Raw genomic sequence first — 12,278 nt, forward strand, 5'->3', positions numbered from 1 at the left:
GTCGCCACCCCTCGCCGGCGGTACGCCGGGTCGGTAGCGATGAAGTACAGGGCCGCCGTCTCGGTGGCAACGGACAACGTGCAAGTACCGACCGTACGGCCGTCGATGATCCCGGCGAGCCGAACGACACGGCCGACCCGGTTGGCCAGCTCCCGGTACCCCGATGAGCTGCGTGAGCGTGCGACCTTTTGGCGGTCGAGGCCCGCCGGGAGCCAGCCAGCGCGGTCGGCGCGATCCGGCGGATCGCCGATCAACTCGGAATCCACCCGGAGGCGTTGCGCGGCTGGGTGAAGAAGGCCGAGATCGATGCCGGTGACCGGCCGGGCACGACCAGCAGCGACGCGGAACGCTCGGCCTCCGAACGCCGGCCGAACGGCAAAGGTCCGAGCCACATGATGACTGAATCCTCCTACTTGGGCCGGCCGGCTCATAGTGCCTCCGGCAGATCGTCGACCAGTAGAGTCATCAAGTCATCGGTGCCCGCGTCGGCCATCGCGCCGACCCGCTGGGCCTGCCGCTCAGTCATCTCCTGGAACACCTGGCGGGCTGACCGCCCGTTTCCGAACCGCGGCATCACACGCCGCCGATCGAACTGCTCGGCCAGCGCCTCCTCCGTACCCGGGCCAAGCTGGTACTGGTGATCCACGGCCTGGGCGCGCACGATACCGACCAGTTCTCCGGCGAGATAGTCCTCGAATTGCAGCGTGCGCGTGAACCGCGACGCCAAACCCGGATTCGACTCGGTGAACCGTTGCATGTCAGACGGGTAACCAGCCACGATCACCACCACCTCGTCACGGTGGTCCTCCATCAGCTTGACCAGCGTGACAATCGCCTCCTGGCCGAAATCGCTACCCTGTCCCTCAGGTGCCAGCGCGTACGCCTCGTCGATGAAGAGCACACCGCCGACCGCACGCCGGAACACCGCCTGAGTACGCGGGGCGGTGTGGCCGACGTACTCACCGACCAGCGTGGATCGATCCGCCTCGACCAGATGCCCGGACTCAAGCAGCCCCAACGCGGCCAGGATGCGGCCGTAGAGCCGGGCGACGGTGGTCTTGCCGGTGCCCGGATTGCCGGCGAAGACCAGGTGTCGCCCCAGAGGAGGCGCCGACAGTCCGGCTGCCTGACGCTGCCGGACCATTCTCATGACGTTGACCATCCGGCTCACGTCCTGCTTGACGCTATCGAGGCCGACCAGCTCGTTCAGCTCGCCGAGCAGGTCCTCGAGCGATTCCGCCTCGCTGTCGCCGCGCACGTTCGTGCCCAGCGCCGCCGCCGCGCCACCGGGAGATGGGGTGGCCCTTCGCCGCGCCGCAGATGTTCCGGCCGGCAAGTAATCAGCGGCGACCGCCGCGGAAGTGCAGTCGATCCAGCTCGCGGCGGCGGCCGGGTCGAGCGTGGCCCCGCGGGCGGTGTCATGAACGTGCAGGCGGCGGAAGGCGGGATCGGCCCCAGCCCCGACGTAGATGGCCGGGTAGTCGGCCTCACCGACCGCGCAGTCGGTGAACTCGCCGTGCCCGCCGTCAAGCACGACCAGTCCGTTCTTCTTGGTCCTGAGCACGGTGGTCGACCGGACGCTGGGCGTCGCCCCGGCCGACACCACCAGGCCGATGCCGGGGAGGTCGGAAACCTCGCAGTCAGTCACGTACCCGCTGGACCGGTCGGCGAAGTGCAGCCCGGAATCGACCGCGCCTCGGATCGTGCAGCGCTGCAGGACGGCCGTGGTGTCCGTCTCGACCAGCACACCGATCCGGGCCGCGTCGGTGATCTCGCAGTCGCGCAGCAGCGGGCGGTGGCGGCCGCTGAGCGAGACGCCGATCACGCCGCCGGTGATCCGGCAGCCGGTGGCGGTGACGTCGCCGCGGTCCTCGACGCCGATACCGGCCGCGGCTGCCTTACTGATCTCAGCACCGTCCGCGACGGCGAGAGCCTGGTCGACGACGCGCAGGCCGTACTCGGAGGTGTCGTGCAGGTGTCCCCGCGTCACGGTGATCTCCGCGTGGCCGGCAGCGTGCACGGCGGTGTAGCTGGTGTGCCCGACGTCCGTGTCGGTCAGCTGAACGCTCGCGTTTCCCTCGATCAACACGCCGTTACCGTCGGCGTGGTCGATCGTGAGATGGTCGGCGATCACCGTCGCCGCGTCCCGGGCGACCAGGGCCGTGCGCCCGGTCCTGCGAATCGTGCAGCCCTCCATCCGGGCGCCGGCCTTGTCGGTGATCAGCACTCCGGCAGTCGCACAGTCGGTCATCGTGGTTTTTCGCAGCAGAATCTGGGCCGATCCGGTCACCACGGCGCCGCCGCCGGCGGGGCGGATTACCTCGCACTCCTCGACCACCACGCCGCCGCCGGTCCGAATCGAGTCCTTGTCGCTGCCCTGACCATCCACGCGGATGCCGTCTCCACCCGATTCGCGGACAATCAGACCGCGGATGGCCGGTGCGGCCGTGCCCAGCACAGCGACCCCGGTCTGGGCCGGGCGGCTGACCTCACCGCCGGTCAGCACGCCGCGGGCCGCTTCGGCGTAGACGATTCCGTCGCCACCCGACCCGGTCACCCGCAGCCTGGTGATGCTCGGTGCAGCGTCACCGCGGACGAACAGTGCCACCCGGGACGCGTCGGCCACCACGCAGTCTTCCAGCACGGCCCGGCTGGAGTCCTCAATCATCACCATGCCACCGGTTACCCGGCAGCGGCGCAGGGTCGGGGCCGCGTCGGCGGAGATGCGTACGTCGCCGTGGATCTCACAGTCTTCCAAGACGAGTGTGCCTCGTTCGACCAGTACGGCAGGCTGGCCACTGGTGGCTTCGATGCGCAGACCCTGGATTGTTCCGGCAGCCGCCGAGACGGTCAGAGCCGGACCGTTCACCCCGATAACCCGGACGTCGCCCGGTGCGCCCGCGGCGACCAGTTTGACCGGCCGGTCGACGACGAGCCGCTCGGTGTACGCGCCGGCCTGGACCATGACGCCCGGCACCCCTGTTCCGGCCGGGGCGGCCGCTCGGATGGCCGCGCCGATGCTGCGATGGGCACCCCAAGCCTTGGGCGCGACCCGCTGAACGCTCATCCGTAAACCTCGCCGCACTTGTGAATGGCCGCGACCGAGGCGGGCGGGCTATGCGTCTGCTGGTGCTGGCTGAGTTCGGTGACCTGGTACGTGCCGTCCAGGTGGCCCTCGATGACCCGGATCTGGCCGTCGCGTCCTTGGTGAACGAGATGAGCTACGGCTTGGCCATCGGTGGGCGCGAAGAGTGTCACCCCACCAGGTCCGACGATCCGCACCGCCGTTAAGACGTCATTCCAATCCGCGACCGGCCGCCAGCCTGTCCTCGTCCCGTCGAACAGCCATGTCTTGCCGGTCTCCGAGCCGGGCATCCCGTCGACGGCGCCCTTGAGTGTGACCCCGATGGGATACGAACTCTCGAACACCGCCTGGAGTAGGTCCGACCCGTCGGCCGGCTGGGCCCTGACAGCAGCCAGACCGGTCAGAGTGGCGATCTGCTGTGCGTCCGATGGAACATCCGCGCCCGGCCCGGAGCCTGATCGCGGCACCAGCACCACGCCGTCACCGTCGATGGCTACGACCGAGACCGGAGCTTCATGCGATGCCGAATAGGATTCGAAGTCGAATGTCGAGGTCTTCCCATCCCCATCCACCTCGACGACCTGCAACTCACCGTCACCGCTGAGCTGCACCAATCCCGACACGTCCCCATTCGGAGCGAACACCGCCACTCCGCCCGGGCCAACCCGGTCCGCCAGCCTCTGCACCTCCGACCAAGATTTCCCAGTCGGCCACCAGCCCAAGATCCCATCGTCGGAATACAGCCAATCGGCCCATCCAGGCGCCGCCCGCTCACCCAGAATCGCCCTCACCACGTCTCGCGCCCGCTCCGGCCCGAACGCATGCTCAACCCGCTCCGGCCCAGAAGCCTCGAACTCGCGAAGATCCTCGGCAGATCCGATCGAGCCCGACTCCGGACGGCGCTGTAGCGTAGCCTCGCCTTGACCAAGCCCGTACGGAATGGAGGCCGGGTGTTCGGCCGGCTTGGCGAAAGCCTCGGCCCGCTCGCCCTCTCCCGCCGCAGCCACGTCGGGCACCGATGACGGCTGCGCCTCCGTCGGCTTCGCCTTCGCTGTCGTCGATTCCCAAGTGTCACCGGCCATGTCTCCATCGCCGACGGGCGAACGGCCGTTTTCGTCGCGGACGACTGGCGCCGACTTCGGCGGCTCCGGCAATCTCACCTCGAGTTCGTCGGCAGTGGAATGTGTAGTGCCGCCCGATGGCGCGTCGCCGCCTGAGGACGGCTCATCGCCGCTACGGGGGGGCCGGTCGTCGAAGGCCCGGAGTTCGCCCAGCCGATCTTCGAAGTTGAGATTCTCGGAGGCGTTCTTGTCGCGCAGCTCCTTCGAGAGTCCACCGAGCGATTTGTCGAGGCGCTGAGTAAGCCGCGCCGACCGGTCCGGGGCGAACGAGCTGTTCGCGATCCGTGACTGCACCTCGGCGTCGTACTGTCCGACCCGTTCCTTGTAGTGGCGCATCACCTCACGTTCGCTGGGTGATTCGCGTCCGAACAGCTCGAGAAGGCGTTTTCGCGCACCCTGCTCCTTGTCAAGCCGCCATTGCCACTCCTTCGCCTCGGCCTCCGGCAGCGGGCTGACGCCGTTCCTCAGTTCCTCGACCTCGCCACGATGATCCCTGGCAGCAGCATCCCTCTGGTACCTGTCGACCTTGGCCATAGCGGTGCTCTCTGAGAACTTGTGGAACGCGGAGCGCATCACGGCGTCGACGTCGTCCGCTCGAACCGACAGTTTGCTGCGCGCGGAGTCCGACATCGAGATCTCCTGGACCCGCTCCGATCGCCGCGACTTGAGAACATCGGCGATGTCGCGAATTCCGTCAAACGGCGACGCTGACTCGCCGGTCTTAGGAACCTCCCCGATCTCACTGAGTTTCGCCTGAACCAGGTCAGGGTCTGTATCGACCGGCTTCGCGGTTTCGGCCGGCGGCTTGGTCCCGCGCAGGGCCTCATATCTGGCCTGCAGCGCGTCATCGACCGGGACGGCTTTAATCTCTGTCGGTGCATGCTGGTCCAGCATCTTCGCGATCCGCAGGTGATCGCCGATGGCCCGTTCGAACTCGCCGAGGCTGCGATGCAGATCGCCGTAACGGCCCTCGACGGCCGCCGACTCGATCGCCTCGCCGTGCTTGAGCCAGGTGACCCGGTCCATTCCGAACTCGGCCGCCCGGCGGTGACCGGCGTCCATCTGATCTCGGAAGTGATCCAGCCGGCGGCCGATCTGCGACCAGTCGATCTCGTCGCGCATCGTGCCGAGCTTCTTGGCGGCTTCGTCGAGGTGTCTCCCATCGATCGCGCTCCGAACGTCGGCGGACAGCCTTTGGATGTCATCGGGGGACATACCGGCCGATTTCGCGTCGGTCCGGGCGCGGCTGAGACCCCCTTCAAGATCTTTGATTCCGTACGATGTGATCCGGTGCGACGCCGCGTTGGGTAGCGTCCGCATGTCCTCCGGTCCCTCCGACCGGCGCAACGCTTCCAACCGGTTCTCCAGAACCTCATCGTCGTGCTGCCTCAGCACCGGGAGATCATTGTCGTTCTTGAATTCAGCCTCATCCTTGGCCGCCGCCAATTGCTCGCGAATCGCGGTGAGTCGCGCGTCCGCGTCAACCTTTCCGATCGATTCCACGTGCGGATAATGTTCAGCCCTGAACTCCGCCAGCCGCGCCGTCAACCGGTCAGATGCGGGCTCTCCAAAAGCCGGCGCTTCGAGCCGGTGCAGACGATCGGCGATCGCCTCGTGGTCCGTCTCGGCCCGGTGGCCCGGGTTACCGGCCGCCACTTCCGCATCTACCAGGGTTGACGAGTCCGAGTGAAGGGAGTCGTTCGACAGGCTCGTGCCATCCGCGCTATCCGCGCCCTCGGCTGGACGAGGGCCGCTGGATTCCTCGTCCATTCGGGCGCGCGGAGACCGGGGCCGTTCCGATGCGGAAGCGCTGTCTACGATCCCCTTCTGGGTTTCCGCCGCGTGACCGGCGAGGCGATCGCCGTGGGGCTGCGCATCGGCCGTTCCGGCACGCGCCCCGTTGTCGATCTCGGCGGACTTCGGGGACGCGCCCGGTAGTTTGACGCCCAGCGATGCTTCCGGCCCCCGCACCGCTGAAAGGTCATTGACTGCGGCGTTCGCTCGACCGTTGCCGGTGGCCATCACTTCGTTGTGCCCAGGAGACAGGTCGACCCCCGCACGGGCAAGGCCCGGTGAATCGTCGGCCGCCGCAGGTCCAACCCCGGGGGTTCCCGCTCCCGGCCGTTCGGTCGGCGTTTGGGCGAAAATCCTCTCTCCGCCGGCGGCCCCATTGCCGGCCAAAGGTTCATGCCCTGCGCCCACGCCGTTCCCGGTGCCGCTGCCATTTGGCGGGCGGACGCGCAGGCCGTCCAATCTAGCCTGCAGCATGTCGATATCGTCGGGCCGGTGGGTGCCACCGGCGTCGGCGCCGTCGGCTACGCGGCCAGGCGTGGGAAGGTCGGGCAGTTCGGGCAGCCGCAAAGTGCCGCTGTCCCGCGCCGGATCGACACGGGAACGTGCGCCAAGATCGGGAACCGTGTTGCCGCGGCTCATCCCGTCGACGGTTCCATCGACCGCGTGGGCCTGATGATCGAGCCGGAAGGCGCCCTTGGCCCCGTTGGCGTCGATCATGCCGGCCCGGCCTGGAGCCGGCAGCCTCAAATCGTTCGCGTCGGCCAGCGGGTTTGGCCGACCGATTCCCACAGCGGGTGAGCCACCGACGCCCTCCTTCGCAGGCGCCTGGCCAGGCTGCGCCCGCTGAGAGGTCTTGGGCAGCGCTTCCACCCCGAACTTGGTACCGCCTTGGGCCGAACCGCCTGCTCGCGCCGCGTCGGCGCCCCCCACTGCCTTGCGAAAGGCGCTACCGAACATCACTCCCCCGGCCGCGCCGAACGCCGAGCTGATGATGATTTCCTTCGGGGTCACGGAGAACTTCAGGTGCGCGGCCGCGTCGCCGATCGCGGTGCCGGCGAGCTGCGGTCCGACGCTGAGGGCGGCACCGACGATGGCGTCGCCGAAGCCGCGGCCGAGCGTGGCGGCCCACTCCGCGCCAGAATACAAAACGCGCAAACTAGCAACAATCGCGTCGCCCAGGAAGTTCAACAGCCGTAACATTCCCGCGGCAGTGGCGGGTAGAAATGCCAGGCCACCAAGAATAATCATGAAGAATAGGCCGACCAGGGTTGCGATCAGCTGGGCCAGCTCGTGCTTCTTCTCCTCCGCCCGTTGTTCCTCCAGGTTCTGGGCGAAGTAGTTGACGGTCTCGCCGATGTTCCACAGCAGCCGCGACGCGCTCGGCACGGTCGCATGTTGGTCGCTGTTGGCCAGCAGCGTCGTCAACGGCAGGACCGCCTCCCATGCGGCGAAGGCGGCCGACTCACGGTCACCGGTCCAGGTCACACCCTTGAAGCCCTCGCCCAGAACGTTATGGGCGTACTCATAGATCAGATCTCCGAGATCGATGAACAGCGCAGCATAGGCATAGATCGCGTCAAAGTCCGGACCGTTGCCATCGGTCGGATGATCGGGGTCCCCGACACTGCCGTGATCGACCTGTCCGCTGTTACCACCTGTCTGCGGCGGGTTCCCGGAGGACGATCCGTCACCCACGTTCTTGGGAATGCCGCTCCCGGCATCCGCCCCGGTGTTGGCCATGAAATGGTGCTCCTCGACTTCGCCTGCGGTCAGACCTCGGAGATTGGCGGCGTCAGGTTGCCGCTCGCGTCTCCCCCACTCGCGGGAGTACCACCAGCCAGGATGGTCTTGAATTCTCCGGCGAGCTGATTCCAGGACGTCTGCACGATCGCCTCGCTCTGGTTGTACGAGAACGCGGCGTTCTGCACTCCGCCGGCGATCCGGGCCAGCACGCCCTTTTCCGGATTCTCCTTGGTGCCGAAAATGCCGGAGGACACCTCGGACCAGCGATCCAACAGCTGCTGCGCCTCGTTCTTGGCGTCGCCGGCCCAGCTGATCTCCAGGCACTCCAGCGTCTTGGCGATCGTGTCGAGCGCTTGGACAAGCTCGTCGACCTTGTCCATGACACCGTGCTTCGCCAGCCTGTGCAGCTCACCGATGCTCATGGTCAGGTGGCCCTGCCCATGTCCGACGTAGGTCTGTCCGGTGGGGTTGGTCATGCGGCTGCCCCGCCTGAACCGCCGCCACCTTGGGGTGTGAGGTTCTGCTCAGCTTTCCGCTCAGTCTCCAGGTAGTTGTCGTACGTAATCCGCATGCGGTGCAGGATTCCGGCGAGCACGTCGTCCATGTCGTCGGAGCTGCGCTTGTACTCGCTACGCAGCGGTTCGAAGGTCAACGCGGCCGGTGAGTGCCAGAGGTCGGTGACAGTGCGAAAATCTTGGTCGATCCCAGCCAATGTCTCGTGCACAATCCTGCTCTGCGTGGCGATGACGCTGATCGCATCGTTGAACTCGCCCATCAGAATCTTGAACTTCTCCAGCGTCATGTCCTCGGCCACGTAACACCCCCAGCGAGCAAGGCTAGATTCGCGAGCGACGTCCCCTCCACGTCTCTGTTTTGGCGCCCTCTGATAGGGCTCCAAAAGACGGCCGCTGTTCGAGGATCATGATCCGATGCCAGCAAAGTGGTCCAAGTACGACGATCAGCGGTTGCCGAACCCGAAAGACACCAAGAGCAGCGATGACACCCCCGCCGACGATCACGGCCCGGCCAAGCGCCTGCAGATGAACTGGACGACTCCACACGTCCCGGCGCCGCCGCCGGCCAAGACATCCACCAACGGCGGCACCCGCGGATCCGGCAACGGCGACGCAGGCAGCGGCGAGGCAGGCAGGATCGACCCGGACAAGGTCGACCTCGACACGGCCTACTGGAATCCTGATATGGCCGGACACATCTCGGTCATCACACCACTCACGGAAACGCCGTACAAGGACACGCCGCCAGACTACGACCGTATCGAGGTCGAAACGGACGAGCTGTCGGCCTACGAGCAAAATCTTCTCACCGCCGCCAGCAATCTGGTCAACCAGTTCAACAGCCTGCGCGACCGGTCGCAGACCGTCCTTCAGGAACCGATGTGGGGTCGCGGTGAAGGACATTGGTACACACCTCGGGGCGGCAAGAACAATCTCGACAACATCGACATGACCCCGCGCTTCGTCCCGACCGACTCGGCGATCGCCGCCCGCGACTTCACCAAGTCGATCGGCCCCTCCCAGCAGGGCACACTTCAGGCCACCGCCGACATGATCACGCTCAGTGGCCTGCTCATCGAGGTTCTGGACGCAACGGTGAACAGTTACGCCCAGATGGACATGCTGGCGGTGTTCCCCGACCCGCAACAGTTGAAGACGACCGAAACACCGCCGCCCGCGCCGTCGGCGTAAGGCCCCAAAGTTAAGTCCGTGGGACGTCTCCCTCACTGAAAGAGGTGACCGAACTCCTGGACGGCGTCGGCGACGGGTGATGTCTGTGCACTGAGGAACTGCGCCGCCTGTTCCTCAGCCTCCCGCACCGCGGTCAGCACTTGGGCGGCCATGTAGAAGTTGTCGTGTTCCAGCGCGCTCGGGGCGATACTGAGCGAAATCAGCTTCCCCGCCCGGACCGTAGCCCGGACACTGCCATCGCCGGAGACACCTGTGACCTCTGCCTTGTCGTAGTCCTCGCGGATTCGCTGCGTCTCGGCCGTCAACTGTTGCATGCGCTCGGCTAATTGACGGTAGTCTTGAGAATTCATGCTTCCCATCACTACGCCATTTCCCTCGAAGCTGCCTGTCCCCGTTCTGGGACCGAAATACGGGGGGTGGCCCTCATGATCGCCGTGGCTCGGCATGGACCACAGCGCAGCTTGGCAGAGTCCTCGGCGTCTTGAACCTGGCCGTTGTCCGCTCGCCACAGCCGCAGATCTTCGCAAGTTGGCGACAGCGCCGTTCGAACGGCATTCGCGTTCGGGACAGATCGGTGCAGCTGTGGGGCCGACCGTTCAAGCCGGTCGGCCCCACAGGTTTCTCTCTGACTCGTACAATTTCAAGCCACCATCCCGAGGAGGATGTCGACGGGGCGTTCAGCGCTGACGCTGGCTGCGTGGTGGCCCAAAGAACCGTGGGAATGACAGAAGCGTCCACCACGCGCGGCCCGACCAAACCGTGAACGGCGCGGTCGGGGTCAACGACCGCTCTGGTAGCCTCAGCGTCCGAGGTTCCAGAGCGTGGCGTACAGGCCATAGACACCGAGCAGCAACGCCGGCAGCACGATCTGAGCGATGGTCAGCAGCGGCCCCAGCTTGGACGACCTGTCGTCAGCGGCCACCGGTGCACGGCCGGTGCCCCACAGCAACATCGGCAACCCGACGCCGACAGCGAGCATTCCCACGGCAATGAACAGGGGCATCACTACCGCGCCCGCCACGGTGCCCCGAGCCAGCGCGGTCAGCAGCCCGAAGACACCCGCCACGCCCGCGATCAACGGGGCTATCGCTTCGGAAGCCAGCTCGAACGTGGTGGTTCGCAGAAACAGCACGATCGTCGCGACGACCGCCACGGCCAACGCCAGCGGTCCGGAGGAGCCGGCCAGCACCACCAGCGCGACGCCCGTCGCCACCGAGTTCAGGCTGACCAGCAGGACCAGCACCCGGTGGGCCAGGAGGACCCGCGCGCCCAACTGATCAGGATCGGCGTCCGGCTCGAGCGTCGCGGAGGACATCGACAGCCAGGACACGGCGACCAGCATGCCAGCCGTGCGTGGGGCGACCGCCAGAAACAGCACACCAGCGACCACCACGGTAGCCGCAGTGGCCAGGGCTGGGGCATGCAGCGTTGCAAGAATCGCGATCAGGATGCCACCGATGCCGACCAGCAAGGTGACCGCACCGAGAAGCACGTCCGGCACCGCGACAAGCGCGACCATGAAGCCCAGCAGCAGACCGACCTCGAAATAGACGAGATGGGTCAGATCGAAGGCCGGCTCCCCCGGCGCCAGCACCGCCACCAGCACCATGCACGGGATCGCCGCACAGCCGAACCAGGTCCGCAATGAACCCGGCAGCACCCTTGGGTACTGGCCCAACAACCGGGCCAGGGCAGCCAAGCCAATACCGGCGAACCCGGCGATCACCGCCAGAGAATGGCTACGCTGACCGGCCAGACCCAGGTACCACAGGGAGGCGGCCAGCCAGTAGGCGCCCAGCAGGACGGCCACCCGACTGGCCGACTGGACATCCCAGCGGACCCGGCGAGACTTCTGGGCAAGCTCCGAGACCACCTCCCAAACGCTGCGGACAACTGGTTCGCGGTCCTCACCAGACAGCGTGTCCCTCAAATAAAGGACAGCCCCGTCCTCGATACCCTCACTCGCCAGCGATGACGTGAGCGGAAAGGCCGGGGCCCCGACCGGCGCAAGACTCCAGACCGGAGGCAGAGCGTCATCCTCCTGCTGCCCGCACATCCGGGCCAGCTGATCGTTGTATTCCGCGATCGGCGCCTCAGCCGGAATCGCGATGTCGACGCGGTTTTTTACACCGACCACGGTCACCCGGCAGCGGGTGTCGATCACGGAAGCGGCCTCCATGTGCGCACATTGAATTCCTCGGTCAGGTCGTAGTTTTGGGACACTGTCCGGACAGCTTCAGCGATCTGCTTCAGCGTGCCGCCTTCCGGGTCGAACAGCGCCTTGGCGTCGGCGTCCCACATGTCCTGCACGTCCGTATAACTCTCACCCGACTGACCGATCCAGTCGGCTTTCAAGTTCGCGAGTTTGCGGGCCAGCGACGTCAGTTGCTCCTGCAAGTCCTCAGCGGCCACCATCAGGAACCTCGGGGCATCTCCGAGGTCGGACGGGACGGCGATGCGGCTGGATTCGATATCAGGCATGAAACTTCCTTGGAGTCAGAAACGAGCCGGACTGAGGTTCGCACCTGAACCGGCGAATGGTGTCAGCAACTGCACGTTGGTGTGCTCGGTGTCCGAAACCGTGCGGTGCGTGGTGCCGAGGTCCGCGGAGATCGTCTCCAGCGTCGACTTCAACCCATCCGCATGCCGGTTGAAGTCGCCCATCAGCAGAAGGAAGGTGCCTCCCGCGACCCCCTGCCAGTGTTCGCAGAGCGTCTCGACGTAGCGCTTCAGGAGGTCAATCTGAGCCTCGATCGACTCGGCGGTCCGCTGGCTGTCTCCTTGCGCGATCAACAAGTTTTCCGGGTTGATACCCCATTGAGCTGTCAT

General features: G+C 66.3%; 12 protein-coding genes. 1 reads left to right on the forward strand and 11 read right to left on the reverse strand.

The window, feature by feature from the left end:
* The 6 genes from EER30_RS47980 to EER30_RS21180 all read right to left on the reverse strand — a co-directional run.
* The coding region (locus EER30_RS47980; protein ID WP_205650337.1) for a GNAT family N-acetyltransferase at positions 1-266 on the reverse strand (266 nt) is incomplete at its 3' end.
* The gene (locus tag EER30_RS47195) at positions 251-394 is read right to left on the reverse strand and encodes a hypothetical protein (protein WP_164842423.1); all 144 of its coding nucleotides are present in this window, start codon (positions 392-394) and stop codon (positions 251-253) included. The genes EER30_RS47195 and EER30_RS47980, both read right to left, overlap by 16 nt.
* 33 nt (positions 395-427) lie before the next feature.
* A complete protein-coding gene (locus EER30_RS21165; protein ID WP_127502256.1) occupies positions 428-3,067 on the reverse strand; it encodes a right-handed parallel beta-helix repeat-containing protein in 2,640 nt (879 codons plus the stop codon).
* Complete coding sequence (locus tag EER30_RS21170) at positions 3,064-7,740, reverse strand: hypothetical protein (RefSeq protein ID WP_127502257.1); 4,677 nt, start codon at positions 7,738-7,740, stop codon at positions 3,064-3,066. Before EER30_RS21170 ends, EER30_RS21165 begins: the two co-directional genes overlap by 4 nt.
* Positions 7,741-7,769: 29 nt before the next feature.
* Positions 7,770-8,219 (reverse strand): WXG100 family type VII secretion target, encoded by a 450-nt coding sequence (locus EER30_RS21175; RefSeq protein WP_127502258.1) that lies wholly within the window; start codon positions 8,217-8,219, stop codon positions 7,770-7,772.
* Positions 8,216-8,557, reverse strand: coding sequence for a hypothetical protein (locus EER30_RS21180; RefSeq protein WP_127502259.1), 342 nt, complete (start codon positions 8,555-8,557; stop codon positions 8,216-8,218). Before EER30_RS21180 ends, EER30_RS21175 begins: the two co-directional genes overlap by 4 nt.
* A 151-nt stretch (positions 8,558-8,708) precedes the next feature.
* On the opposite strand from EER30_RS21180, the gene EER30_RS21185 reads away from it, so the two are divergent.
* Complete coding sequence (locus EER30_RS21185) at positions 8,709-9,449, forward strand: hypothetical protein (RefSeq protein WP_127502260.1); 741 nt, start codon at positions 8,709-8,711, stop codon at positions 9,447-9,449.
* A gap of 32 nt (positions 9,450-9,481) precedes the next feature.
* Here the strand turns inward: EER30_RS21185 and EER30_RS21190 are convergent, their stop codons facing one another.
* The 5 genes from EER30_RS21190 to EER30_RS21210 all read right to left on the reverse strand — a co-directional run bounded on the left by EER30_RS21190 (position 9,482) and on the right by EER30_RS21210 (position 12,278).
* On the reverse strand, positions 9,482-9,799 hold the full coding sequence (locus EER30_RS21190; protein WP_164842424.1) for a YbaB/EbfC family nucleoid-associated protein: 318 nt from the start codon (positions 9,797-9,799) through the stop codon (positions 9,482-9,484).
* Positions 9,800-9,872: 73 nt separating this feature from the next.
* Entirely contained in the window at positions 9,873-10,286 is a 414-nt protein-coding gene (locus EER30_RS49970) for a GMC oxidoreductase (RefSeq protein ID WP_127502262.1), read from the reverse strand.
* Positions 10,249-11,628: an EsaB/YukD family protein gene (locus tag EER30_RS21200; protein ID WP_127502263.1), complete on the reverse strand. Its 1,380-nt coding sequence runs from the start codon at positions 11,626-11,628 to the stop codon at positions 10,249-10,251. Before EER30_RS21200 ends, EER30_RS49970 begins: the two co-directional genes overlap by 38 nt.
* Positions 11,610-11,930 (reverse strand): WXG100 family type VII secretion target, encoded by a 321-nt coding sequence (locus EER30_RS21205; RefSeq protein WP_127502264.1) that lies wholly within the window; start codon positions 11,928-11,930, stop codon positions 11,610-11,612. Before EER30_RS21205 ends, EER30_RS21200 begins: the two co-directional genes overlap by 19 nt.
* 15 nt (positions 11,931-11,945) lie before the next feature.
* A complete protein-coding gene (locus EER30_RS21210; protein WP_127502265.1) occupies positions 11,946-12,278 on the reverse strand; it encodes a WXG100 family type VII secretion target in 333 nt (110 codons plus the stop codon).

Origin of the sequence: Actinoplanes solisilvae (genome assembly GCF_003999975.1) — a bacterium.
In the GTDB taxonomy this organism is placed as follows: Bacteria; Actinomycetota; Actinomycetes; order Mycobacteriales; family Micromonosporaceae; genus Actinoplanes; species Actinoplanes solisilvae.